At 69.2% G+C, this 23,650-nt stretch carries 22 protein-coding genes; 15 read left to right on the top strand and 7 right to left on the bottom strand.

Annotation, left to right across the window (positions count from 1 at the left end):
• Positions 1–45: 45 nt before the first annotated feature.
• Positions 46–1,287 carry a signal recognition particle-docking protein FtsY gene (gene ftsY, locus F3S47_RS02950; RefSeq protein ID WP_150443709.1) on the top strand — a complete coding sequence of 414 codons (1,242 nt, stop codon included), beginning with the start codon at positions 46–48 and terminating at the stop codon, positions 1,285–1,287.
• An 83-nt stretch (positions 1,288–1,370) separates the two neighbouring features.
• On the opposite strand, the gene F3S47_RS02945 is transcribed toward ftsY, so the two are convergent.
• Positions 1,371–1,871 carry an MgtC/SapB family protein gene (locus F3S47_RS02945; RefSeq protein ID WP_150443708.1) on the bottom strand — a complete coding sequence of 167 codons (501 nt, stop codon included), beginning with the start codon at positions 1,869–1,871 and terminating at the stop codon, positions 1,371–1,373.
• 53 nt (positions 1,872–1,924) lie between these two features.
• Between F3S47_RS02945 and F3S47_RS02940 the strand changes: the two genes are divergently transcribed.
• The 3 genes from F3S47_RS02940 (at position 1,925) to F3S47_RS02930 (ending at position 4,810) form a co-directional block, all read left to right on the top strand.
• Positions 1,925–2,827: a DMT family transporter gene (locus F3S47_RS02940; protein WP_150443707.1), complete on the top strand. Its 903-nt coding sequence runs from the start codon at positions 1,925–1,927 to the stop codon at positions 2,825–2,827.
• A gap of 9 nt (positions 2,828–2,836) precedes the next feature.
• Positions 2,837–3,466 (top strand): inner membrane-spanning protein YciB, encoded by a 630-nt coding sequence (locus F3S47_RS02935; RefSeq protein WP_150443706.1) that lies wholly within the window; start codon positions 2,837–2,839, stop codon positions 3,464–3,466.
• Between the two features lie 141 nt (positions 3,467–3,607).
• A complete protein-coding gene (locus F3S47_RS02930; protein ID WP_150443705.1) occupies positions 3,608–4,810 on the top strand; it encodes a pyridoxal-phosphate-dependent aminotransferase family protein in 1,203 nt (400 codons plus the stop codon).
• Here F3S47_RS02930 and F3S47_RS02925 read toward each other — a convergent pair.
• Positions 4,791–4,991, bottom strand: a complete 201-nt coding sequence (locus F3S47_RS02925; RefSeq protein WP_150443704.1) for a hypothetical protein — start codon at positions 4,989–4,991, stop codon at positions 4,791–4,793. The two genes, F3S47_RS02930 and F3S47_RS02925, sit on opposite strands and share 20 nt — an antisense overlap.
• Positions 4,992–5,046: 55 nt before the next feature.
• Positions 5,047–6,156 carry a pyridoxal phosphate-dependent aminotransferase gene (locus F3S47_RS02920; protein WP_150443703.1) on the bottom strand — a complete coding sequence of 370 codons (1,110 nt, stop codon included), beginning with the start codon at positions 6,154–6,156 and terminating at the stop codon, positions 5,047–5,049.
• 93 nt (positions 6,157–6,249) lie between these two features.
• Between F3S47_RS02920 and F3S47_RS02915 the strand changes: the two genes are divergently transcribed.
• The 9 genes from F3S47_RS02915 (at position 6,250) to ribD (ending at position 16,325) form a co-directional block, all read left to right on the top strand.
• Complete coding sequence (locus F3S47_RS02915) at positions 6,250–7,065, top strand: TIGR00282 family metallophosphoesterase (RefSeq protein WP_150443702.1); 816 nt, start codon at positions 6,250–6,252, stop codon at positions 7,063–7,065.
• Positions 7,062–8,009, top strand: coding sequence for a DMT family transporter (locus tag F3S47_RS02910; RefSeq protein ID WP_150443701.1), 948 nt, complete (start codon positions 7,062–7,064; stop codon positions 8,007–8,009). Before F3S47_RS02915 ends, F3S47_RS02910 begins: the two co-directional genes overlap by 4 nt.
• Positions 8,006–9,790 (top strand): SLC13 family permease, encoded by a 1,785-nt coding sequence (locus F3S47_RS02905; RefSeq protein WP_150443700.1) that lies wholly within the window; start codon positions 8,006–8,008, stop codon positions 9,788–9,790. Before F3S47_RS02910 ends, F3S47_RS02905 begins: the two co-directional genes overlap by 4 nt.
• 73 nt (positions 9,791–9,863) lie before the next feature.
• A complete protein-coding gene (gene dnaG / locus F3S47_RS02900; RefSeq protein ID WP_150443699.1) occupies positions 9,864–11,804 on the top strand; it encodes a DNA primase in 1,941 nt (646 codons plus the stop codon).
• A 117-nt stretch (positions 11,805–11,921) separates the two neighbouring features.
• Positions 11,922–13,922, top strand: coding sequence for an RNA polymerase sigma factor RpoD (gene rpoD, locus F3S47_RS02895; protein ID WP_150443698.1), 2,001 nt, complete (start codon positions 11,922–11,924; stop codon positions 13,920–13,922).
• 4 nt (positions 13,923–13,926) lie between these two features.
• Entirely contained in the window at positions 13,927–14,205 is a 279-nt protein-coding gene (locus F3S47_RS02890) for an HlyU family transcriptional regulator (RefSeq protein ID WP_150443697.1), read from the top strand.
• Positions 14,206–14,217: 12 nt separating this feature from the next.
• Positions 14,218–14,631: a secondary thiamine-phosphate synthase enzyme YjbQ gene (locus F3S47_RS02885; RefSeq protein WP_150443696.1), complete on the top strand. Its 414-nt coding sequence runs from the start codon at positions 14,218–14,220 to the stop codon at positions 14,629–14,631.
• 141 nt (positions 14,632–14,772) lie between these two features.
• Positions 14,773–15,240, top strand: a complete 468-nt coding sequence (gene nrdR, locus F3S47_RS02880) for a transcriptional regulator NrdR (protein ID WP_150443695.1) — start codon at positions 14,773–14,775, stop codon at positions 15,238–15,240.
• Positions 15,237–16,325: a bifunctional diaminohydroxyphosphoribosylaminopyrimidine deaminase/5-amino-6-(5-phosphoribosylamino)uracil reductase RibD gene (gene ribD, locus F3S47_RS02875; protein WP_223877696.1), complete on the top strand. Its 1,089-nt coding sequence runs from the start codon at positions 15,237–15,239 to the stop codon at positions 16,323–16,325. Before nrdR ends, ribD begins: the two co-directional genes overlap by 4 nt.
• A 117-nt stretch (positions 16,326–16,442) precedes the next feature.
• On the opposite strand, the gene rpoH is transcribed toward ribD, so the two are convergent.
• The gene (rpoH, locus tag F3S47_RS02870) at positions 16,443–17,339 is read right to left on the bottom strand and encodes an RNA polymerase sigma factor RpoH (RefSeq protein WP_150443694.1); all 897 of its coding nucleotides are present in this window, start codon (positions 17,337–17,339) and stop codon (positions 16,443–16,445) included.
• 164 nt (positions 17,340–17,503) lie between these two features.
• Positions 17,504–18,529, bottom strand: a complete 1,026-nt coding sequence (locus tag F3S47_RS02865; RefSeq protein ID WP_150443693.1) for an RluA family pseudouridine synthase — start codon at positions 18,527–18,529, stop codon at positions 17,504–17,506.
• On the opposite strand from F3S47_RS02865, the gene F3S47_RS02860 reads away from it, so the two are divergent.
• Complete coding sequence (locus F3S47_RS02860) at positions 18,528–18,842, top strand: DUF6476 family protein (RefSeq protein WP_150443692.1); 315 nt, start codon at positions 18,528–18,530, stop codon at positions 18,840–18,842. The two genes, F3S47_RS02865 and F3S47_RS02860, sit on opposite strands and share 2 nt — an antisense overlap.
• Before the next feature lie 75 nt (positions 18,843–18,917).
• Here the strand turns inward: F3S47_RS02860 and F3S47_RS02855 are convergent, their stop codons facing one another.
• Complete coding sequence (locus tag F3S47_RS02855; protein ID WP_150443691.1) at positions 18,918–20,957, bottom strand: capsular polysaccharide biosynthesis protein; 2,040 nt, start codon at positions 20,955–20,957, stop codon at positions 18,918–18,920.
• Positions 20,944–22,041 (bottom strand): polysaccharide biosynthesis/export family protein, encoded by a 1,098-nt coding sequence (locus F3S47_RS02850; RefSeq protein ID WP_150444198.1) that lies wholly within the window; start codon positions 22,039–22,041, stop codon positions 20,944–20,946. The genes F3S47_RS02855 and F3S47_RS02850 overlap by 14 nt, the downstream gene beginning before the upstream one ends.
• Positions 22,042–22,329: 288 nt before the next feature.
• Between F3S47_RS02850 and F3S47_RS02845 the strand changes: the two genes are divergently transcribed.
• Positions 22,330–23,616, top strand: coding sequence for a capsule biosynthesis protein (locus tag F3S47_RS02845; protein WP_150443690.1), 1,287 nt, complete (start codon positions 22,330–22,332; stop codon positions 23,614–23,616).
• The last annotated feature ends 34 nt before the right edge of the window (positions 23,617–23,650 follow it).

Here is a 23,650-nt window from a genome sequence, read left to right as displayed (position 1 = left end):
CCCCCGGGTCTAGGTCGGAACCAACCACGACCCGGAGCCCCGCGCATGGCCTTTTTCCGCAAGCTCAAGGACCGCCTCTTCAAGTCCTCCTCCAAGCTCGAGGAGGGGCTCGACGCCATCGTCGAGGAGGGGGGCGAGGAAGAGGTGACCGAGGACACCACGCCGCCCGTCGAGGCCGAGGATCCGCCCGCCGAACACGTCGCCTCCGACGAGCCGCCGGTCGTCCCCGATGCCCGCGAACCCGACGCGCCGGGATCGTCCGAGCCTCCGCCCGCCCCGGAGCCGGAGCCCGATCCGCGGCCCGAGCCCCCGCCGCCGCAGGAGCCGGTGATGCCGCGGCCCACGCCCGAGCCGATCCCCGAGGAGGCCTTCGAACAGGCCGCCGACCCGGGCGAGGAGCGCGGCGGCTTCCTTGGCCGTCTCATGGGACGCAAGTCCGACACGCCGGTCATGCGCCGCACCCTCGACGACGAGATGCTCGAAAGCCTCGAGGAACTGCTCATCACCGCCGACATGGGCGTCGAAACCGCTGTGCGCGTGACCGCGAACCTCGCCGAGGGCCGCTACGGCCGGAAGGTCTCGACCCAAGAGATCAAGGAGGCGCTGGCCCAGGAGATCGCCCGGATCATGGAGCCGGTCGCCCGGCCCCTCCCGCTCTATCCCTCCAAGCCGCAGGTGGTCCTGGTCGTGGGCGTCAACGGCTCGGGCAAGACCACGACGATCGGCAAGCTCGCCAGCCAGTTCAATGCCGCCGGCAAGAAGGTGGTGATCGCCGCGGGCGATACCTTCCGCGCGGCGGCGGTGGAGCAGCTGCAGGTCTGGGGCGACCGGGCCGGCGTGCCGGTGCTGACCGCGCCCGAGGGCTCGGACCCCGCGAGCCTCGCCTTCGACGCGCTGGGCAAGGCGCAGGCCGAGGGCGCGGACCTTCTGATGATCGACACCGCGGGCCGGCTGCAGAACCGCGCCGACCTCATGGAGGAGCTCGCCAAGATCGTGCGCGTCATCCGCAAGAAGGACCCGGACGCGCCGCACAACACGCTGCTGGTGCTCGACGCCACCACCGGCCAGAACGCCGTGAGCCAGGTGAAGACCTTCCAGGAACTCGCCGACGTCTCGGGGCTGGTGATGACCAAGCTCGACGGGACCGCCAAGGGCGGCGTGCTGGTGGCGCTGGCCGACAAATTCGGCCTGCCGATCCACGCCATCGGCGTTGGCGAGCAGATCGACGACCTCGCGCCTTTCGACCCGGAGGAGTTCGCAGCCGCCCTGGTGGGTCTCGACGCGTGAGGGCGGCCGGTGCCAGGGGGGCTCTGCCCCCCGTCCGCGCAGGGCGCGGACTCCCCCCGCGATACATCAAGACAATGAAGGCGCTACTCGCCCTCGGCCTCCTGCTCGAAGCCGAAGTGCCGCTCGATCCAGCGCAGGACCACGAGCACCGTGATCACGATGACCGTGGCCATGGCGGCGAGCGGCACCTCGCCCGCGCCGCAGGCGAGCCCCACCGCGCCCGCGAGCCACATCGAGGCGCCGGTGGTGATGTTCTTGACCTTGCCGTTGGCGGTAAAGATCAGCCCCGCGGCGAGGAAGGCCACGCCGGCGGTCACCGCCTCGATCAGGCGCAGCGGATCGATGCGCATCTCGCCGTCCCGACCGAAGGGGAGCTGCGACAGCTCCAGCCCCACGACGATGAAGAGGCAGGCCGCCGTGCCCACCAGGATATGGGTCCGCAGGCCCGCGGCCTTGCCGCGGCGCTCGCGTTCGAAGCCGATGGCGCCCGCGAGGAACGCGGCGGCGAGCAGGCGCGCGCCCGATATCGTCGGATCCACCACGGCGAACCCGCCGGTCATTTCGTCCAGTATGGCTTGCAGCATCCCGTCCTCCGTCATTCTCACGGAAACGTCAGGCGACCGAGAGCGTTCCCTGTATGAGCGACTGGCTGGTCTCCATCTCGGGCACGTCGGCGGGCGCGCAACTCGCCACGGCGCTCGCCCTGATGTCGGCGCTCGCCCACGCGGTCTTCGGCGCGCTGCAGAAGGGCCGCCACGATCCCTGGCTAATGCGCGGCTCCATCGACTTCTTCCTGGTGGTCTTCACCGCGCCCATCGCCCTCTTCGTGGTGCCCTGGCCGACCCCCTCCTCGATGCTGATCCTGCTGGGGGCCTTCGCCCTGCATTTCGTCTACAAGCTGACGGTCGCTCTGGCCTACGAGCAGGCCGCCTACACGGTGGTCTACCCGGTGATCCGGGGCACCGGGCCGCTGGTCACGGTGATCTTCGCCGCGGTCGTCTTCCACGAGCGCTTCACGCCGACGCAGTGGCTGGGAGTGGCCTGCCTTTCGGGCGCGATCCTGCTGCTGGCGCTGCGCAACTACTCGGAAGAGCGGATCGACCGCCACGCGCTCAAGCTGGGCCTCGCCTGGGCGCTGGCCGGCGGGATCATGGTCGCGCTCTACACGACCTACGACGCCTACGGCATCCGGCAGTCGCCGGACCCCTTCACCTTCCTGGCCTGGTTCTTCTTCATCACGGCGCTCGACTTTCCGGTCATCGCCGCGCTGCGCATCCGCCGCTCGGGCGTGCCGGGAGGCCTGCGCTCTCTGGCGCTGCGCGGGGCGGCCGGGGCCCTCATCGCCTGGATCAGCTTCGGCGGCGTCATGCTGGCCACGCGGCTCGACAAGGTGGGCGAGGCGGCGGTCCTGCGCGAGACCTCGACGGTCTTCGCCGCGCTCATCGGCTGGTTCATCCTGGGCGAGACCGTGGGGCCGCGGCGGCTCATTCTCATGGCTTTGATCGCTCTTGGGGCTGTCATCGTCGAACTCGGAGGATAAAGGGGAGCCATGAGCGAGCGTCCCATCAATCCCGTCCTGAAGCAGGTCCTGGAACTCGGACCCACGATCGTCTTCTTCCTGATCTACCTGCGCCTGCGCGACGAGAGCTTCAGCTTCGCCGGTGCGGAGTACTCCGGCTTCATCGTCGCGACGGTGATCTTCGTGCCGGTGCTGCTGGCCGCCATGGGTGTGCTCTGGGCGCTGACCCGCAGCCTCAGCCGGATGCAGATCTTCACCGCCGTCATGGTCGTCTTCTTCGGCGGGCTGACCGCCTGGTTCAACGACGAGCGGTTCTTCAAGATGAAGACCACCATCGTCTACGGCGTCATGGCGGGCCTGCTGGGGATCGGCCTGCTCCGGCGCCAGAGCTGGCTGGAGTGGGTCATCGGGGAGCTCATGCCGATGAAGCACGAAGGCTGGATGATCCTGACCCGGCGGCTTGCCGGCTTCCTGGTGCTGCTCGCCGTCGCCAACGAGCTGATCTGGCGCACGCAGTCGACCGATCTCTGGGTCAAGCTCGAGACCTTCGCCTTCCCCGCGGCGCTGGTGGCCTTTCTCTGGTGGCAGATCATCGCCCTGCAGGGCTACCTCATCGACCCCGACAAGACCGGGGAGGACCCCGGTCAGGGCAGCGCGTGAAAAGTGTTAACACCCGACGCGTTAACCATATTTTTCATTCGTTTCCAGTGATTTGCAGGAGTGACCAACCCTGGTCACCCGCTCTTGCCGCGCCCGCGCGCCGGGCCTAGACTTCGCGGCGTCATCTCCCGGAGCCCTTCCATGACCCTCTCCCAAGGCCGCCATTACCTCGCCATCCCTGGCCCCTCGGTCATGCCCGACGAGGTGCTGCAGGCCATGCACCGGCCCGCGCCCAACATCTACGAGGGCGACCTCGTCGAGACGACCCATACCATCGCTCAGGATCTCAAGTGGGTGGCCCGGACCGTGGGCCATGTCGCCATGTACATTTCCAACGGCCACGGCGCCTGGGAGGCCTCGCTCGCGAACATGGCCCAGCCGGGCGAGAAGGTCCTCGTCGTCGCCAACGGCCGCTTCGGCCAGGGCTGGGGCGAAATGGCGCGGGAGATGGGGATCGAGACCGAGGTCCTCGATTTCGGCATGTCCGCGCCCGCCGATCCGGCCCGGATCGAGGAGGCGCTGCGCGCAGACACGGAGCGCCGGATCAAGGCCGTGCTCGCCTGCCACGTGGATACCTCGTCCTCGGTCCGCAACGACGTTCCCGCCCTCCGCGCCGCCATCGACGCGGCGGGTCACCCGGCGTTGCTTGCCATCGACTGCATCGCCTCGCTCGCCTGCGACCGCTACGAGATGGACGCCTGGGGTGCGGACGTGACGCTCGCCGCCTCGCAGAAGGGCCTGATGACGCCGCCCGGCATGGCTTTCATCTGGTTCAACGACCGCGCGGCAGGGGCCCGCACCCGGCCGCTCAGCCGCTACTGGGACTGGGCGCCGCGGGCCAATCCCGAGTACTACTACCAGCACTTCGGCGGCACCGCGCCCACGCATCACCTTTTCGGCCTTCGCGCCGCGCTCGACATGCTCAAGTCCGAGGGGCTGGAGCAGGTCTGGACCCGGCACGAGACGCTGGCCTCCGCCTACTGGGCGGCGATCGAGACCTGGTCGCAGGGCGGTCCCATGCGGATCAACGTGAGCGAGCGCGCGGCGCGGAGCCGGGCGATCACCTCGGTCCACTTGCCCGACGGACAGGGCGAGAGGCTGCGGCTCTGGTGCTCGGAGAACCTCGGGGTGACCCTGGGCATCGGGCTGGGACGTGAGCCGCGGGAGGACTGGTTCCGCATCGGGCACATGGGCCACGTCAACGCGCACATGGTGATGGGCGTGGTCGGCGTGCTCGAGGCCGGGCTTCGGGCACTCGGCATCCCGCACGGCGAAGGCGCGGGGGACGCGGCGGCGCAGGCTCTCGCGGAGCCCGCGCAGGCCCTCAGCCGCGCCGCCGAGTGACGGCCTCTGCGCGCCTCCGACCGGCGGCTTGAAGACCGAGGTCGAGCAGCAGCGCGGTCAGCACGACAGAGGCGAAGCCCCAGGTTGCGGCGAGCGTGAAGAAGGCCATGAAGAGAATGCCCCCCGTGGTGACGAGGAAGGCGCGGGTGTAGTTCGGCGCGCGGCGCGGACGGTCGGTCATGGGCGACTCCGGGCTGTCTCTGACCCGAAGGTAGCGAGCCCCGCGCCCGAGTCGACTATTTCCGCGCGGCGGCCAGCGCGGGAGCGAAAGCCTGCTCGAAGATGTCGAGATCGGCTGGGGTGCCGCAGCTCACGCGGATGCAGCGGTCGAGGGGCGCGACGCCCGGCATCCGGACGAAGACGTCCCGGGACGCGAGTTCCTCGAGCACCCGCCTGGCGAGGGCGCCGTCGCCGCCGCAGTCGATGGCCACGAAGTTCGCCGAGGAGGGCAGGGAGGTGCAGCCCGCGTCCGCGGCGATCCGCGCCAGCCGCTCCCGGGCCGAGGCGACTTCGCTCACCACATGGCCGAGCCACTCGGTATCTCGCAGGGCCGCGAGCGCGCCCGCCTGCGAGATGCGGGTCATGCCGAAGTGGTTCCGGATGCGTTCGAAGGCCGAGATGACCGGCTCGGGCCCGATGGCGTAACCCACACGGGCGCCCGCTAGACCATGTGCCTTGGAGAAGGTCCGCATCCGGATCACCCTCGGGTCATCGGCGCGCATGGCCGGGATCGCCTCGGCCGGGGCGAAGTCGCAGTAGGCCTCGTCGAGGACCATGAGCGCGCCCTCGGGGACCTGCTCGATCATCCGCTCGACGGTCGCGGCCTCGTGCCAGGTGCCCATCGGGTTGTCGGGGTTCGACAGGTAGACCAGCCGGGCGCCGGTCTCCCGGGTCTTCGCCAGCAGGGCGTCGGGATCTTCGTGGTCGCCCGCGAAGGGGACCTTGTGCAGCTCGCCGCCGAAGCCCGCGACGTGGTAGTTGAAGGTGGGATAGGCCCCGGCGGACGTCACGACAGGGGTTCCCGGCTCCACGAGCAGCCGGACGAGGTTGCCGAGGATGCCGTCGATGCCTTCGCCCACGGTGATGTTCTCCGCCCGCACGCCGTGGTGCGACGCCAGCGCCTCGCGCAGCTCGTGGGAGGTGCTGTCCCCGTATTTCCAGGCCTCAGCCGCCTCGGCCTTCATCGCCACGACGGCCCGGGGCGAGGGGCCGAAGAGGCTCTCGTTGGCGCCGAGCCGGGCGCGGAAGGGCGCGCCGCGGCGGCGCTCTAGCTCCTCGGGTCCCACGAAGGGGACGGTCGGCGGGAGCGAGGCGGCAAGCGGGGTGAGGCGCGGATCGTCTGTCATGGCGCGCAGACTGCCCCCGGAGCGCGGGAAGAGCAAACGCCCCCCGCGATCCGGGCTTTCCGACCGGCCGGGGCGCTGATACCTCCTTGCGTCATGCGTATTCTCTTTCTCGGCGACGTCATGGGACGCGCCGGCCGGACCGCCATCAAGGACCATCTGCCGAGGCTGAAGGCCGACTGGCGTCTCGATTTCGTCGTCGTGAACGGCGAGAACGCCACCAACGGGGCTGGCCTCTCGCCCGACCACGCGAAGCTGATACTCGAGGCCGGGGCGGATGCGATCACGCTCGGCGACCATGCCTTCGACCAGAAGGACATGATGGGCTTCTGCGAGACCGAGCCGCGCATCGTCCGCCCGCTCAATTTCTCCAAGGCCGCGCCGGGCAAGGGCGCGCGGCTGTTCGATGCGCCGGGCGGGCGCAAGGTCCTGGTGGCGCAGGTGCTGGGACAGGTCTTCATGAAGCGGCCCTTCGACGATCCCTTCTCGGCGGTCGACCAGGTGTTGCGGTCGCATACTCGGGGCGGGCTCGTGCAGGCCTCGATCCTCGACATGCATTGCGAGGCGACCTCTGAGAAGATGGGCATGGGCCATTTCGCCGACGGCCGGGCGAGCGCCGTTATCGGCACGCACACACACGTGCCCACTGCGGATGCGATGATCCTGCCCGGCGGGACGGCCTACCTCACCGACGCGGGCATGTGCGGCGACTACCATTCCGTTATCGGGATGGAGAAGGACGAGCCCCTGCGCCGCTTCATCACCGGTATGCCGAAGGGCCGGTTCGAGCCTGCGCGCGGCGAGGCCACGCTCTCGGGCCTCTACATCGAGACCGACGACCGGACGGGCGCGGCGACGCGCTGCGTCCCCGTGCGCCAGGGCGGACGGCTGGAGGCCTCGGGACCGCAATGAGGGAGACGGCGGGCCTCCTGGCCCTCCTCGCTCTGCTCGGGGCGGGCTGGGGCCTGACCACGCCGCTCACAAAGATCGCCGTGCGTGACGGCTACGGAGCGGTGGGCCTCGTCTTCTGGCAGCTCGCGCTCGGGGCGGTCGTGCTGGGGCTGGTGCAGCTCCTGCGGCGCAGGCCGCTGGTCCTGGTGTCCGGGAGGGCGCTGGCCTTCGGCACCCTGATCGCGCTGACGGGGACGATCCTGCCGAACTCGGCCAGCTACCAGGCCGCCAATCACCTGCCTGCCGGCATCATGGCGATCGCCGTCTCGGCGGTGCCGATGTTCGCCTTTCCGATCGCGCTCGCTCTCGGGATGGACCGGCTCTCGGCGTTGCGCGTGCTGGGTCTCGCGCTGGGGCTCGGCGGCGTCGCCCTCATCGCGCTGCCGGAGGCGAGCCTGCCGGCCGGGGCCGCCGCGCCCTGGGTGCTCGTCGCGCTCTTCGCGCCGTTCTGCTACGCGGTCGAGGGCAACGTCGTGGCGCGCTGGGGCACCGCCGGGATGGGGCCGATCCAGACACTCTTCGCGGCCTCGGTCATAGGCGCGATCCTGTCCGCGCCACTCGCGCTGGCCACCGGGCAGTTCATCACGCCCCGCTGGCCGCTCGGGGAGGCCGATCTCGCCCTGATCGCGCTCGCGGTCATCCATGCCGTGGTCTACGCGGGCTACGTCTGGCTCGTGGGCCGGGCGGGCTCGGTCTTCGCGGCGCAGGTCGCCTACCTGGTGACCGGGTTCGGGGTGCTCTGGTCCATGCTCATGCTGGGCGAGCGCTACGCGACGACGGTCTGGCTCGCGCTCGCCCTGATGCTCGCGGGCGTGGCCCTCGTGCAACCGCGGCGGCGCAGGCCGCTTGCGCCGGGTCCGGTGCCAGTTAAGGATCGCCTTCGGCCAGACGCGGGAACCCCATGACCGATCTTCTCCAGTTCTCCCAGACCGGCGAGGCGATCCTGACGCTCGCGATCGTCGTGCTGATGTTCCTGGCCTTCCTGCGCGAGAGCTATCCGACCGAGGTCGTCGCCATCGCGGGCACGGCGCTCATGCTGATCTTCGGGCTGCTGCCCTACGACGACGCGCTCGAAGTGCTCTCGAACCCCGCCCCCTGGACCATCGCGGCGATGTTCGTGGTCATGGGCGCGCTGGTGCGGACGGGCTCGCTAGACGCGCTGACGACCTTTGCCGACCGAGGCGCCCGGCGGCGCCCGAAGCTCGCGATCCCGGCGGTCCTGCTCTTCGTCATGTTCGCCTCGGCGATCATGAACAACACGCCCGTCGTGGTCGTGATGATCCCGGTGATCGTACAACTCAGCAAGACGCTGGGCGAGTCGGCCTCCAAGTTCCTGATCCCGCTGAGCTACGCCGCGATCATGGGCGGCACGCTGACGCTGCTGGGGACCTCGACCAACCTGCTGGTGGACGGCGTCTCCCGCAGCCAGGGGTTGGAGCCCTTCACCATTTTCGAGATCACCCCGCTGGGCCTCATCGTCATCGCCTGGGGCATGGTCTACCTACGGTTCGTCGCGCCGAAGCTGCTGCCGGAACGGGACAGCATGGCGCAGCTCCTTTCCGACCGGTCCAAGATGCGGTTCTTCACCGAGGCCGTGATCCCGCCGGACAGCAACCTGATCGGGCGCGAAGTCACCGGGGTGCAGCTCTTCAAGCGCGAGGGTGTGAGGCTGGTGGACGTCATCCGCGGCGACCAGTCCCTGCGGCGCAACCTGCAGGGGGTGGAGCTGCAGGTCGGCGACCGGGTCGTGCTGCGGACCGCGATGACGGAGCTCCTCTCGCTCCAGCGCAACAAGTCGCTGCGCCGCGTCGACCAGGTGAGCTCTGTCGAGACGCAAACGGTCGAGGTGCTCATCACGCCGGGCTGCAAGATGGTCGGCCGGACGCTGGGCGCGCTGCGCCTGCGCCGGCGCTTCGGGGTCTATGTGCTCGCGGTTCACCGGAGAAACCAGAACATCGGCCGCGCCATCGACGACCTGGTCGTGCGGGTCGGGGACACGCTGCTGCTCGAGGGCAGCCCGGAAGACATCCAGCGGCTCGCGGCAGAGATGGAGCTTGTCGACGTCTCCCAGCCCTCCGCACGCGCCTTCCGGCGGGCCCATGCACCGATCGCCGTGGGCGCGCTCATCGGGATCGTCGCCCTCGCCGCGCTTGGCGTGGCGCCGATCCTCGCGCTCGCCGTCATCGCGGTCGCCATCGTCCTGGTGACCGGCTGCATCGATGCCGACGAGGCCTTCGAGTACGTTGAGGGGCGGCTCCTCGCGCTGATCTTCGCGATGCTGGCGGTGGGGGCCGCGCTCGATTCCTCCGGCGCGGTGGAGCTTGTCGCGAACGCGGTGGCCCCTCTCATGGGCGGGCTTCCGAGCTTCGGTATCGTGCTCGCGGTCTACCTGCTCTCGACGACGCTGACCGAGATCGTCTCGAACAACGCGGTGGCCGTGGTGATGACGCCGATCGCCATCGGCCTCGCCGAGGCGCTGGGCGTCGATGCGCGGCCGCTCGTCGTGGCGGTGATGTTCGCCTCCTCGGCGGCTTTCGCGACGCCGATCGGATACCAGACCAACACGCTGGTCTACGGCCCCGGCGGCTACAAGTTTTCGGACTTCCTTCGGGTCGGACTGCCGCTGAACATCACCCTGGCGCTGGTCGTGTCGACCGCGATCCCATTCATCTGGCCGCTGCAATAGGGCCACGCGGCGGCTCGCACATGCCGGCGACATGGGGTAGCCTTCGGGTCTTCACGGAGTCGAAGCTGCCTTCATGAGTCTGCCCCCCGGATTCCTCGACGAGTTGCGTTCGCGCCTGAGCCTCGGCCAGGTCGTCGGGCGCAAGGTCATGTGGGACAATCGCAAGTCCAACCAGGCCAAGGGCGACCTCTGGGCGCCGTGCCCCTTCCACCAGGAGAAGACGGCCAGCTTCCACGTCGATGACCGCAAGGGCTTCTACTACTGCTTCGGATGCCACGCGAAGGGCGACGCGATCTCCTTCGTGCGCGAGACCGAGAACGTCGACTTCATGGAGGCGGTGAAGATCCTGGCAGGAGAGGTCGGGATGCAGGTCCCGGAGCGCGATCCCCGCGCGCAGGAGAAGGCCGACCGCCGGACGGAACTGAGCGACGTCATGGAGCAGGCGGTCCAGTTCTACCGCTTGCAGCTCCGGACCGGCGCCGCTGCCGAGGCGCGCGACTATCTCGCGAAGCGGGGTCTCTCCGAGGAGGCGCTGGCCCGGTGGGAGATCGGCTTCGCCCCGCCCGGCTGGCAGGCCCTGCGCGACCACCTGAACGGCCGCGGCGTGGAGGGGCGCCGTCTGCTCGAGGCCGGACTCGTGAAGGAGAGCTCGAAGGGTCGCGAGCCCTACGACACCTTCCGCCACCGCATCATGTTCCCGATCCGCGATGCGCGCGGCCGCGCCATCGCCTTCGGCGGGCGGGCGATGGATCCGGGCGACAACGCGAAGTATCTGAACTCGCCCGAGACGCCGCTCTTCGACAAGTCGCGCACGCTCTTCAACCACGGGCCCGCGCGCGAGGCCGCCGGGAAAGGCGCGCCGCTGATCGTCGCCGAGGGCTACATGGACGTGATCGCCCTGTCGGAGCACGGCTTCCCGGCCGCGGTCGCGCCGCTCGGCACCGCGGTGACGGAGCACCAGCTGCAGCTGCTCTGGCGGATGGCGGACGAGCCCGTCATCGCGCTTGACGGCGACACGGCCGGCCTGCGGGCGGCGCACCGGGTCATGGACCTCGCGCTGCCGCTGCTGGTGGCGGGCAAGTCGCTGCGTTTCGTGCTGCTGCCGGAGGGGCAGGACCCCGACGATCTGCTGCGGGCCAAGGGCCCCTCGGCCATGCGCGCGCTCGTCGAAGAGGCGCAGCCGCTGGTGCAGCTGCTCTGGCGGCGCGAGACCGAGGGGCGCTCGCTCGACAGTCCCGAACGTCGGGCGGCCTTCGACAAGGCGCTGCGCGAGCGGATCGGGATGATTCGCGACCCCTCGATCCGGTCGCACTACGGCGAGGAGATTCGCCGCCTGCGTTGGGAGCTCTTCCGCAGCCCGAGGCCCGCCGCCCGCACCGGCCGGCGCATGCCCGTGGCGACGGCCCGGCCGGGCACGCGCAGTTCGGCGCTCGCGACCGGCAGCCTGACCGAGGACGGCCTGCGCGAGGCGGTGATCCTCGCCACGCTCATCCGCACGCCCGCCGCGCTCGAAGAGTTTACCGGCGAGATCGAGGCGCTGGAGTTCACCGGCCCGGGTCACGACGCGCTCGCCGCGGCGCTGCTGGCGGAGGCCGATAGCCCCGATCCGGAGGCGCGCATTGCCGTGCGGGCTGGCGCGGAAACCCTTGAAAAGCTGTTCGCCCATGGCCATGTCGCGCTCACTCCGGGCGTACGCCGCCCGGGCGATGTCGAGGCCGCGCGGCTCTGCGTGGCCGAGGAACTCGCCAAGCTCAACGCGCGCCGGGGCCACCGGCGCGAGGTCGAGGAGGCCGAGGAGGACATCGCGGCAGAGGTTGCGGGTGAACACGTCACCGCCCGCCTCGCGCTTTCGGGCGCCGCGATGGACCGGGCCGGCCGGCAGGGTATCGGCGAGGACCGGGCCGAGTTCGACACCGCCCCGAACGGCGCGCCCGTGAACCGGGACGAGAAGGCGCGACTCGACGAGCTCCTCGCCCGAATCGGTTTTGAAAAGGGACGTGGCGGCGCTAGCTGACGACCCGGGACGCATGTAAGGGAAAACCGGCCTCGGGGACTTGCGAATCGGCTGAGTCGCATCTTGATTCGGACGAACGCCTATTTTGCCCGCCCGCCGGCACATCGAGGAGCGCACATGGCTGCGAAAGATACCGACGACCGCGAGAAGGACGACCAGGACGGCGACCACATGACGCTCGACATGAGCCAGGCCGCCGTGAAGAAGATGATCGCCGAGGCGCGGGAACGCGGCTACATCACCTACGATCAGCTCAACCAGGTGCTTCCGCCGGATCAGGTCTCGTCGGACCAGATCGAGGACGTGATGTCGATGCTCTCCGAGATGGGCATCCAAGTCACCGAGGAAGAGGAATCCGAAGAGGCCGAGGACGACGGCAAGTCGACCGAGCTGGTCACCAAGGAAGGCTCCCGCGAAGTTGCCCTGGGCTCCGGGGACCAGGAGAAGCTCGACCGCACCGACGACCCGGTGCGGATGTACCTGCGCGAGATGGGCTCGGTCGAGCTTCTGTCCCGCGAGGGCGAGATCGCGATCGCCAAGCGCATCGAGGCCGGCCGCAACACGATGATCTCGGGGCTCTGCGAGAGCCCGCTCACCTTCCAGGCGATCACGATCTGGCGGGACGAGCTTCTCAACGAGGACATCCTGCTGCGCGACGTCATCGACCTGGAGGCGACCTTCGGCACGCAGATGGGCGACGAGGTGGCCGATGCGCCCGTCGTCGATCCCTCCGCCGCGCCCGCTGCCCAGAACTCCGAGTCGCAGAAGAAGGACGATGGTCCGGAGCTCGACGCGGACGGCAACCCGATCCAGAAGGACGACGACGAAGAGGACGAGGAAGCGGCGAACATGTCGCTCGCCGCGATGGAGGCCGCCCTCAAGCCGCGCGTCCTCGAGACCCTCGACCGGATCGCCGAGGACTTCGCCGGCCTGTCCGAGATGCAGGATGCCCGCATGTCGGCCACCCTCAACGAGGATGGCTCCTTCACCGAGGCCGACGAGGGCCAGTACCAGAAGCTCCGCAGCGAGATCGTGGTGCAGGTGAATTCGCTCCACCTGCACAACAACCGCATCGAAGCGCTGATCGACCAGCTCTACGGCATCAACCGCCGGATCATGTCGATCGACAGCGCCATGGTGAAGCTGGCCGACCAGGCCCGCATCAACCGGCGTGAGTTCATCGACGCCTACCGCGGCTATGAGCTCGATCCGACCTGGACCGAGCGGATGGCCGAGAAGCCCGGCCGCGCCTGGCAGAGCTTCATCGAGCGCTCCTCGCCCAAGATCGAGGAACTCCGGGCCGAAATGGCGCAGGTCGGCCAGTACGTCGGCGTCGACATCTCCGAGTTCCGCCGCATCGTGGCGCAGGTCCAGAAGGGCGAGAAGGAAGCCCGGCAGGCCAAGAAGGAGATGGTCGAGGCCAACCTCCGCCTCGTGATCTCCATCGCCAAGAAGTACACGAACCGCGGCCTGCAGTTCCTGGACCTCATCCAGGAGGGCAACATCGGCCTGATGAAGGCTGTCGACAAGTTCGAGTACCGTCGCGGCTACAAGTTCTCGACCTACGCGACCTGGTGGATCCGTCAGGCCATAACCCGCAGCATCGCGGACCAGGCCCGCACGATCCGTATCCCGGTCCACATGATCGAGACGATCAACAAGCTGGTCCGGACCGGGCGCCAGATGCTCCACGAGATCGGCCGCGAGCCGACGCCCGAGGAACTGGCCGAGAAGCTGCAGATGCCGCTCGAGAAGGTCCGCAAGGTGATGAAGATCGCCAAGGAGCCGATCTCCCTCGAGACGCCGATCGGCGACGAGGAGGACAGCCAGCTCGGCGACTTCATCGAGGACAAGAACGCGGTCCTGCCGCTGGACAGCGCGATCCAGGAGAACCTCAAGGAGACCACGACCCGCGTGCTCTCCTCGCTCACTCCGCGCGAGGAGCGGGTTCTGCGGATGCGCTTCGGCATCGGCATGAACACCGATCACACGCTCGAGGAGGTCGGCCAGCAGTTCTCCGTCACCCGGGAGCGGATCCGCCAGATCGAGGCCAAGGCTCTGCGCAAGCTCAAGCACCCGAGCCGCTCGCGCAAGCTGCGGTCCTTCCTGGACCAGTAGGCCGATGTCAATCCTCTCACGCCTCTTCGGACGACCCAGGGACGACGAGCCTCCGGCGCGCGAGCCTGAGCGCTACAAGGATTACGACATCTATCCCGAGCCGGTGCGCGACGGCAGTTCGTGGCGGATCGCCGCCCGGATCGTCAAGGAAGTGGACGGCGAGCTGAAGGAACACCAGCTCGTCCGGGTCGACACGCTCGACGAAGAGACGGCGGCGGTCGATGCCTCCATCGGCAAGGCGCGTCAGCTGATCGACGAACAGGGCGATCGGCTCTTCGACTGAGGGGCCGACGCCGTGCAGACGACCTTCACACTCCAGACCAGCGGCCCCGGCCTCTACGACTTCACGTCGGAGGTCGCCCGCTGGGTCTCCGAGGGCCCCGGCGAGGGGCTGCTGACGCTCTTCGTGCGTCACACCTCCTGCTCGCTCCTCATCCAGGAGAACGCGGACCCGGACGTGCAGCGCGACCTCCTGGCCTGGCTGCAGCGCTTCGTGCCCGATGCCGACCGGCCGGAGATGAGTTACCTCACGCATGTCACCGAGGGGCCCGACGACATGCCGGCCCACATCAAGGCCGCGCACCTGCCGGTGAGCCTGCAGATCCCCGTCATGAACCGCCGCATGCGGCTGGGAACCTGGCAGGGCATATACCTCTTCGAGCACCGCGCCCGGCCCCATCGGCGCGAGGTCGCGGCTCACCTCGCCTGACCCCTGAGTCGGATCCGCAACGGCCCCGACCCCCATGATCTAGCGGCAAAAACTGCCCCCTACCCAAATCCTCGCGACCCCCCTATAGTTTTCGGCGAGAAGGGCCGGGGGCCCCCTAGAGGCAGACGAGAGGGGACTGCGATGCGTTGTCCATTTTGCGGAAACGTGGACACTCAGGTGAAGGACTCGCGGCCCGCCGAAGACCATGTGGCGATCCGCCGGCGCCGCTTCTGCCCGGCCTGCGGCGGACGGTTCACCACCTACGAGCGCGTGCAGCTTCGCGATCTCGTCGTGGTCAAGACCAACGGCCGCCGAGAGGATTTCGACCGCGACAAGCTCGAGCGCTCCGTCCGGATCTCCATGCAGAAACGCCCCGTCGAGCCCGAGCGCGTCGACCAGATGATCTCGGGAATCGTGCGCCGGCTCGAGAGCATGGGTGAGACCGACATCCCCTCCAAGGTGATCGGCGAGATCGTCATGGAGAGCCTCGCGCGGATCGACACCGTGGCCTACGTCCGCTTCGCCAGCGTCTACAAGAATTTCCAGGCCGCCGACGACTTCGACAAGTTCGTGAGCGAGCTGCGGCCGCACGCCCCCGGCGACCAGTGACCGACGCCGACCGGCGGTTCATGGGCCAGGCGCTCGCGCTCGGGCGCCGTGGCTTGGGCCGGACCTGGCCGAACCCCGCGGTCGGTTGCGTGATCGTTCGCGACGGCCGGGTGATCGCCCGGGCCCGCACGACGGACGGCGGTCGGCCCCATGCTGAGACCGCGGCGCTCGCCCAGTGCGACCCGCGAGGCGCGACGGCCTACGTCACGCTTGAACCCTGCGCCCATGTCGGGGAAACACCCGCCTGCGCCGCCGAACTGGCGCGCGCCGGTGTCGCGCGAGTGGTGATCGGGACGGGTGACCCTGACCCGCGCACCTCCGGCCGGGGCATCGCCATGCTTCGCGAGGCGGGCGTCGAGGTAGAAACCGCCTGCCGCGAAGCCGAGGCCCGCGCCGATCTCGCGGGATTCCTGACGCGCGTCACCAAGGGCCGCCCGCGCGTGACCCTCAAGCTCGCCGCGAGCCTCGATGGGCGCATCGCCACGGCCTCGGGTGAGAGCCGCTGGATCACGGCCGCGCCGGCGCGCCAGCTGGTTCACGCCTGGCGCGCCCGGTCCGACGCAGTCCTGGTGGGCGGGGGCACCGCCCGCGCCGACGATCCGAGCCTGACGGTGCGCGGCTGGCATCACGACCGCCAGCCGGTCCGCGTGGTCTTCTCGCGCATGTTGGACCTGCCGCATCCCTCCGCGCTCTCCACCACGATCTCGCAAGCCCCGCTCTGGCTCTGCCACGGTCCCGATGCGCCCGACGAGGTCCGCAGCCTCTGGGCCGGGGCCGGAGCGACGCTGATCGAGACCGCCGTCACCGGCGGCCAGCTGGACCCCGGACCCGCCCTGCAGGCGTTGGGTCGCGCGGGCCTGACATCGGTCTTCTGCGAAGGCGGCGGCAGCCTGGCCGCGGCGCTGCTCGACGCCGATCTCGTGGACGAACTGATCTGCTTCACCGCAGGCCTTGCCATCGGGGCCGAGGGCACGCCGATGCTTGGGGCGATGGGCATCAGTCGCCTCGCGGATGCGCCCTGCTTTGCTCTGGGCGAGTCCCGGCCGATCGGGCCGGACGTCCTGCACCGCTGGACCCGATCCTGAGACGAGACGGTCCGCGCCTTTCAGGGCACGGACCATCTTCTTCTGGGCCGAAATATCCCGGGGGAGTCCGCGCCAACATGGCGCGGACGGGGGCAGAGCCCCCGGCCGTAGTCAGCCTCAGGCGACCGCCAGCATGCCCTTCTCGCGGGCGAGTTCCTGCATCCGCTTCTGCAGCTTCTCGAAGGCGCGGACCTCGATCTGGCGGATGCGCTCGCGGCTGACATCGTACTGGCCCGAGAGTTCCTCCAGCGTGACGACCTCGTCCTGCAGGCGGCGCTGGACGAGAATGTCCTTCTCGCGATCGTTCAGGACCTCCATCGCCTCGGCCAGCAACTCGCGGCGCGCGTCGAGCTCGTCGCGTTCCTCGTACTCGCTCGCCTGGTTGGCGCCTTCGTCCTCCAGCCAGTCCTGCCACTGGGTCGAACTCTCGCTGTCCTGGCCGACCATGGCGTTGAGGGACGCGTCGCCGCCCGACATGCGCCGGTTCATCGAGATCACCTCGTCCTCGGTCACGCCGAGGTCGTTGGCGATCTGCTTCACGTTGTCCGGCCGCAGGTCCCCCTCTTCCAGCGCCCCGATGCGGGCCTTGGCCTTGCGGAGGTTGAAGAAGAGCTTCTTCTGGGCGGAGGTCGTGCCGAGCTTCACCAGGCTCCAGGACCGCAGGATGTACTCCTGGATCGAGGCGCGGATCCACCACATGGCGTAGGTCGCGAGCCGGAAGCCCTTCTCCGGGTCGAAACGCTTGACCGCCTGCATCAGGCCCACGTTGGCCTCCGAGATCACCTCGGCCTGCGGCAGGCCGTAGCCCCGGTAACCCATGGCGATCTTCGCGGCGAGGCGGAGGTGGGAGGTGACGAGCTGGTGCGCCGCGTCGGTGTCCTCGTGGTCCACCCAGCGCTTTGCCAGCATGTACTCCTGCTCCGGCTCCAGCATGGGGAACCGGCGGATTTCCTGCAGGTACCTGTTCAGGCCCTGTTCCGGCGACGGAGCCGGAAGATTTGCGTAAGTCGACATGTCTGCCCCTCCCAATGTATATGGGCTTAACATGGATATGTGTGCGCTAACGGCGCGATACAAGACCGGTTAGTTCAGTTTTCATAACGCAGCATGAATGCAGCGTTCGTCGGGCGCCAGAGCGATTAACGTGCGCTCCCGCACATGTGACGGGCGTTACAGTCTCAATTCCGCAGGCTTGCGCAGAGTTCCTGCATGTCGGGCGGCATTTCCGCGACAAACCTCAACAATTTTCCGGTTGCGGGGTGCCGAAACCCGAGAGAGGCCGCGTGGAGCGCCTGCCGGGGGAAGCTGCGGACCGCCTGAAGGGCCATCTCGCTGACCGCGTCCTTGGCGAGCTTGCGATTGCCGCCATAGGTCGGATCGCCCACCAGGCCGTGGCCCACGTGGGCCATGTGCACCCGAATCTGGTGCGTCCGGCCGGTCTGCAGCCTGCATTCGACCAAGGCCGCGACAGGCGGCTTGCCGAAGGGCTCCAGCACCCGGGCGCGGGTGATCGCGTGGCGGCCGCCGTGCCAGACCACCGCCTGGCGTTGGCGATCGGTCTTGTGGCGGGCGATCTGGGTCTCGATCCTGAGGACGCCGCCGGGCTCGAAGGCCGTGCCCCGGATCCCGCGCAGTCGCGGATCGGCGGGATCGGGCACGCCGTAGCAGACGGCCTGGTAGATCCGCTCGACCTCGCGGGCCTCGAACTGGACCTGCAGCGCATGGTGCGCGCGGTCGGTCTTGGCAGCGACGATGAGACCCGAGGTCTCCTTGTCCAGCCGGTGGACGATACCCGGCCGCCGCTCGCCGCCCACGCCGGAGAGGCTTTCGCCGCAGTGATGGATGAGCGCGTTGACCAGCGTACCGTCCGGCGAGCCCGGAGCCGGGTGCACTACCATGCCGGCCTCCTTCATCACCACGATGACCTCGTCGTCCTCGTAACGGATATCGAGGGGCAGGGCCTCGGCCCCCATGTGGCTCTCCTCGGCCATGTCGAGGGCGATCTCCACCGCGTCGCCCACGCCGACGCGGGCGCGGGGCGAGGTGACCACGACCCCGTTCACCCGGACCGCGCCGTCGGGAATGATCCGGGCGAGGCGCGAGCGGGAGAGCGAGGCCTCCTCTGGCACATCCCGGGCCAGCGCCTTATCAAGGCGCGGCGGCGGATCGGGCGCGATCCGGAATGTGACGAGGGAGGGCGGCATGGTAGGCGCTCCAGAGGAAAACGAGGACGGGTTGCCGCCGCATCTGACGCGCCTCAGAAGGCTCGTCACGGTGCTGACGGTGGTGATGATCGGCGGGTTTGTAGTCCTGATCGCCACTCTTGTCATCCGACTTAGCGCGAGCCCCCTGCCTCTTCCAGAGCGGATAGAGCTGCCCCAAGGTGAGGAGGCCGTCGCCTTCACCCAGGGCGTCGACTGGATCGCCGTGACGACCTCACAGGACCGCATCCTGGTCTACGGGCGGGCGACCGGCGAGCTCTGGCAGGAGATCGAGATCACGCGTCCCGAGAACTGACGCGTCACGCCCGGGCCGGGGGTCAAGCCGCTTCGAAGCGGCTTGAAAATGGGCCTTCGAAGGCCCTTTTCTCACTCACCCCCGCCGCCAGAGCCAGGCCTGTCCGGCGAGCGCGCCCTGCGACTTGGCAAGCAGCCGGTTGGCCCGGGACGGCCGAGGGATCTCGCCCGAGGCGAGACGGTCGACGGCGACCTCCACGGGGCAGGCGCGCCGGGTGACCGGGTCGAAATAGCGGGGGTAGTCGATCAGGCAGGCGTGAACGAGGGCTTCGAGATCGGGTCGCGCGGTCCGCCGGGGCAGGGGCGCCCCGCGGTCGTCCGTCAGGCCCCATCCCGCGTAGAAGGGCCGACCGAAGCAGACGACCGTCTTGCCGCGCAGGAGCGCCTCGAAGCCCAGCGTCGAGGTGATCGTCCAGACCTCGTCGACGGCGTCGAGGGCGGCCATCGGGTCGGTCTCCGTGAGGACCGCATCGGCGATGCCGCCAGCCTCCGGGACACTCCCCTGGCGCAGGCCGGCCTCCACGTCCGGATGCGGCTTCCAGAGGATCACGGCTGCCGGATTCGCCGCGCGCGCGGCCTCCAGCAGGGCGAGGTTCGTGCCCACGCTGTCCGCGCCGAGCCGGATCGAGGCGTCGTCCTCCACCTGTCCCGGCACAAGGATGCGCCGTCCGGCGGGCAGGCCGGAGGGCAGGCCCGCGCCGCCGAGGTTGTACTTGCCGAGTCTCTCGGTCAGCAGCCGCCGGATCAGGCGGCGCGCGCGCGAGCGCGCCTGCGGCGACAGCTCCGTCGAGGCGGCGATCAGCCGTTCGAGCCGGCTCTCGCGGGTCGGATCGTAGTAGATGCCGAGGTCGTCGAGCACGAGGCTGAGGGGCGGCACCAAGTCGGCCCCGAGCCCCCGAGACCGCAGGAAGCCATCCTCGACCCGGTGCGCCCCCGCCTCTTCCAGAGCGGGGGTCGTCTTGCCGGCCCAGACCATGAGACGGCGGCCGCTCTTCCGCGCGCGGCGAATGGCGCGGCTCTCCTGGTCGTCGAAGCGAATGCCGCGCGGACGGCCGAAGACCTCGGTCATCGGACCTCGCTTCCAGAGCCGCATGCCCGTCCCAATCCATCCCGACCGGTCGTCGCGCCAGGCCCGGGTCTCGGCAGCGAGGATGGCGAGAGCGTCCTCCAGCTCGCAGAGACGGTCGCGGAAGGGGTCGTACCACACAGGGTGCAGGATCATCGCGGCGGTGAAGAGCTGGGGCCGTGTGAGCCTGCGCCGGCGCCGCGCGAGCGGCGCGCGGTCGTCGGTCAGCCCCCAGCCCGCGTAGAACGGCTGGCCGAGGATGACGGGCCGATGCCCGGCGAGGATAGCCTCGAACCCCATCTGCGAGCTGACGGTGTAGACCCCGACCGCACCCTCCAGCAGCGGCCAGGGGGAGACGGCCTCTGTCAGCAGGGTCTCGCCGGGCCGCAGGTCTTCGTTCCCGATATGGCCGGAGCGATGGCCGCCCGCGGTCTCGGGATGCGCCTTGACCACGACTCGCGCGGCCGGGTGTTCTTCCCGGGCCAGCATCAGCGCTTCGAGAAAGGTGTTCCGGCCCGCCTTTGACGCTGTGACGCTCGCGTCGTCCCGGGTCTGGTCGATCACGAGCACGTAGCCGGGCTCGGGCACCGGAGCCTCCGGGGCGAAGCCGGTATACTTCGTCAGGTGAAGGCGCCGCATCTCGGCCATGGCGCCGCGCGCCCGGTCCAGCAGGACCGTGTCGTCGAGCGGATGCTCGGACAGCAGCCGCTCCAGGTCGGAGACGGTCGCGGGGTCGAAATGCACGCCGCCCAGGTCGAGTTGCAGTCCGAGCGGCGGGCCGCCCCCGGCGCGCCCGGGCAGGACGGAGCGCAGGAACGCATCCTCCACCCGAAGCATCGGAGCTTCGGTCTTCGCGGCGACTGCCTCTCCGCGGGGGGCGGTCGGAGACTTGCCCCAGACCCCGACGAGGTCGCCCTCGCCGGGTTTGCCGATGCGGATGTCGTAGCCTGAAAGCTGTAGGATGCGGCGGACCCGGCCCTGGGTCAGGAACCCGCCGTTGTAGACGTAGAGGCGCCGCAGCGCCTCCTCGTCCGGGTCAGTTCCCGGCAATCTGCTGGGCCGCGCTGGAGACGGCGTTGACGCCGCCAAGCGTGCCGGTCAGCGCCGAGACGGCCTTGTTGATGCGGGTGAAGGGGGCTTCGGTCACGTAGATCGTGTCGCCGTCGCGTACCGCGAAATCCCGCGCGAAGAAGAGGCCGTTCGGCCGCGTCAGGTCGAGCAGGTAGACGATGCGTTGCGTCCCGACGAGATCCTGGCCGGTGAGCTGCTCGGCGATTTCCTCGGGCTCGTTCCGGAGCACGAAGACGCCTTCGGGATCGGCGAGGGAGGGGTTCAGGCCGCCGACCTGTGCGATGGCCTCGATTGCGCTGATCGACTGGCTCTCGAAGTTGACGCGCGACTGCGCGCCGGTGGCGCCGATCGCCGTGAAGGCGCGAGTGTCGGCCTCGACGATGACCCGGTCGTTGTTGCGCAGGGCGATGTCGTGGCCCGGCTCGTAGAGATCCTCGAACCAGACCGAGCCCGTGTGGCCCCCGCGGGTGACGGTCACGCGCGCGATCTCCGGATCGACCGCGACGCCGCCGGCACGCGCCAGCATCTGGCTCAGGGTGCGGGTGGGCCGCTCGATGGCGTAGATCCCCTGCGCGCCGACGGCACCGACGACGGACACGGTGGCGCCGTCGCCCGCGACGCGGCGGACCTGGACCTGCGGATCCGGCGTCTGGTCGCCCAGGCGGTCGGTGATGATCTGGCGCACGCGCTCCGGCGTGTTGCCCGCCGCGCGGATGCGGCCGGCGTAGGGGACGTAGATGAAGCCCTGTCCGTCGACCTGCACCTCTTCGAGGACGGTGGCGTTCTGGCCGGTCGGGACGAGAAGACCGTCGCTGACGTTCTCCCAGATGGTCAGGCCCAGCACGTCGCCTGGGCTGATGATGTCGGAGCCCACGAGGCCCGCGTCCCGGAATTCGCTCGAGAACCCGAGGGCCGGGGCCACCGAGGCGATGGCGTTGACGCGATCGGTCACGACGAGCACGAAGGCGTCGCCCTCCCGCAGAACCGATCCGTTGAAAATCTCTCCGCGGGTGGGGCCCGACCGGGGAAGGCCGCAGCCCGCCAGAAGCGCGAGCGCCCCCATGAGGAGGGCGGCCCGCGCGAGGCGCACGCTGTTCACTGTCACTGCTCGGTCTCCTCGACCTTATGCTCTGCCAATATTTTTTCTGGCAGCCTAGCGGCTTCGGACATTTCTGCCTAGAGGGCGCGCCACTGCCCGATTCGCGACTGTTGCGCAGGGGCCGCGCGGACTGCGGAACCTGCGGCGGCGCCTTTGAGCGGGCCTCCATGCCACGCAATCCCGCGAAAAGGGTCGCAAATCCGCCCGGTTGCGGACCTATGCCTTTCCGCGAGGAGATTGCACCGCTAACCGATGACAATGCCGTCGACACGCAGATTTCTGTTCCTGCAGGGGCCACACGGCCCCTTTTTCCACCGTCTCGGCAGGATGCTGGCGCGGGCGGGGGCGGAGGTCTGGCGGGTCGGTTTCAACGGTGGCGACCGGGCCTTCTGGTTCTCTTTCGACAACTACATTCCCTACCGGGGCCGGCCCGAGGACTGGCCAGATCGCTTCCGGCAGATCGTCGAGGAGCGCGGGATCACCGATCTCGTGCTCTACGGCGACACGCGCCCGGTGCATGCCCAGGCGGTCGAGGCCGCGCGTGAGATGGGGCTGGAGATCCACGTTTTCGAGGAAGGCTACATGCGGCCCTACTGGGTCACCTACGAGCGCGGCGGCTCCAACGGCCACTCCCGCCTCATGGACATGACGCTGCCCGAAATGAAGCGGGTCCTGGAGCTGAGCGACCTGGAGATCCCTGAGCCTCCAGCGCACTGGGGCGACATGAAGAGCCATGTCTTCTACGGCGCGCTCTACCACTGGTTCCTGCTTTTTCGCTCCCTCGAATACCGAGGTTTCCGCCGGCACCGCGAATTGCCCGTCGCCAGGGAAGGTTTGCTCTATACCCGGCGGCTCCTGCTCATGCCCTTCGTCGCGCTCGACCGGATGATCGCCACCGCGCGGATCAAGTACGGCGGCTTCCCCTATCACCTCGTGCTGATGCAGCTCGAGCATGACGCGAGCTTCCGGATGCACTCGCCGTTCTCCCGGATGGAGGAGTTCATCGAGGTCGTGATCGAGGGCTTCGCCAAGGGCGCGCCGCGCCATCATCACCTCGTCTTCAAGGCGCATCCGCTCGAGAACGGCCAGTCGCCGCTCCGCAGGATCCTGCGGCGCGTCGCCCGGAAGCACCGGGTCGCGGACCGGATTCACTACGTGCGGGGCGGCAAGCTCGCGCGGCTGCTGGATCACGCCCGAACGGCGGTGACCGTCAATTCCACCGCCGGCCAGCAGGTGCTTTGGCGGGGCATTCCGCTCAAGGTCTTCGGGCGGGCGGTCTATGCCAAGCCGGAGTTCGTCTCCGGCCAGCCGCTTCCGGAGTTCTTTTCCGAGCCCGCGCGCCCGGACAGCCGGGCCTATCGCGACTTCCGCCGGTTCCTTCTGGAGACCAGCCAGATCTCCGGCGGCTTCTACTCGGCCCGGGGCCGCAGACAACTGCTCCGCCAGGTCGTCGACATGATGCTCGCCGCCGACGATCCCTACGACGCGCTCAAGAACGGCAAGGCCGGGCCCCGTCAGCCGCTACGCCTCGTCAACTGACCTGTTGCCCCGCGCGATCCGCTGCTATCTGCAG

This window comes from Histidinibacterium aquaticum, from assembly GCF_008710275.1.
Classification (GTDB): Bacteria; Pseudomonadota; Alphaproteobacteria; order Rhodobacterales; family Rhodobacteraceae; genus Oceanicola; species Oceanicola aquaticus.
The sequence above is the reverse complement of the archived record's forward strand: the minus strand, read 5'-3'. Positions and strand labels throughout refer to the sequence as shown.

Coding starts and splice junctions, on each gene's coding strand:
- ftsY (WP_150443709.1), top strand. CDS start 46: ATGGCCTTTTTCCGCAAGCTCAAGGACCGCCTCTTCAAGTCCTCCTCC.
- F3S47_RS02920 (WP_150443703.1), bottom strand. CDS start 6,156: ATGACAGACGATCCGCGCCTCACCCCGCTTGCCGCCTCGCTCCCGCCG.
- F3S47_RS02905 (WP_150443700.1), top strand. CDS start 8,006: ATGACCGATCTTCTCCAGTTCTCCCAGACCGGCGAGGCGATCCTGACG.
- rpoD (WP_150443698.1), top strand. CDS start 11,922: ATGGCTGCGAAAGATACCGACGACCGCGAGAAGGACGACCAGGACGGC.
- dnaG (WP_150443699.1), top strand. CDS start 9,864: ATGAGTCTGCCCCCCGGATTCCTCGACGAGTTGCGTTCGCGCCTGAGC.
- F3S47_RS02925 (WP_150443704.1), bottom strand. CDS start 4,991: ATGACCGACCGTCCGCGCCGCGCGCCGAACTACACCCGCGCCTTCCTC.
- F3S47_RS02850 (WP_150444198.1), bottom strand. CDS start 22,041: ATGGGGGCGCTCGCGCTTCTGGCGGGCTGCGGCCTTCCCCGGTCGGGC.
- F3S47_RS02940 (WP_150443707.1), top strand. CDS start 1,925: ATGAGCGACTGGCTGGTCTCCATCTCGGGCACGTCGGCGGGCGCGCAA.
- F3S47_RS02865 (WP_150443693.1), bottom strand. CDS start 18,529: ATGCCGCCCTCCCTCGTCACATTCCGGATCGCGCCCGATCCGCCGCCG.
- F3S47_RS02935 (WP_150443706.1), top strand. CDS start 2,837: ATGAGCGAGCGTCCCATCAATCCCGTCCTGAAGCAGGTCCTGGAACTC.
- F3S47_RS02890 (WP_150443697.1), top strand. CDS start 13,927: ATGTCAATCCTCTCACGCCTCTTCGGACGACCCAGGGACGACGAGCCT.
- F3S47_RS02845 (WP_150443690.1), top strand. CDS start 22,330: ATGACAATGCCGTCGACACGCAGATTTCTGTTCCTGCAGGGGCCACAC.
- F3S47_RS02860 (WP_150443692.1), top strand. CDS start 18,528: ATGGTAGGCGCTCCAGAGGAAAACGAGGACGGGTTGCCGCCGCATCTG.
- F3S47_RS02945 (WP_150443708.1), bottom strand. CDS start 1,871: ATGCTGCAAGCCATACTGGACGAAATGACCGGCGGGTTCGCCGTGGTG.
- rpoH (WP_150443694.1), bottom strand. CDS start 17,339: ATGTCGACTTACGCAAATCTTCCGGCTCCGTCGCCGGAACAGGGCCTG.
- nrdR (WP_150443695.1), top strand. CDS start 14,773: ATGCGTTGTCCATTTTGCGGAAACGTGGACACTCAGGTGAAGGACTCG.
- F3S47_RS02915 (WP_150443702.1), top strand. CDS start 6,250: ATGCGTATTCTCTTTCTCGGCGACGTCATGGGACGCGCCGGCCGGACC.
- F3S47_RS02930 (WP_150443705.1), top strand. CDS start 3,608: ATGACCCTCTCCCAAGGCCGCCATTACCTCGCCATCCCTGGCCCCTCG.
- F3S47_RS02910 (WP_150443701.1), top strand. CDS start 7,062: ATGAGGGAGACGGCGGGCCTCCTGGCCCTCCTCGCTCTGCTCGGGGCG.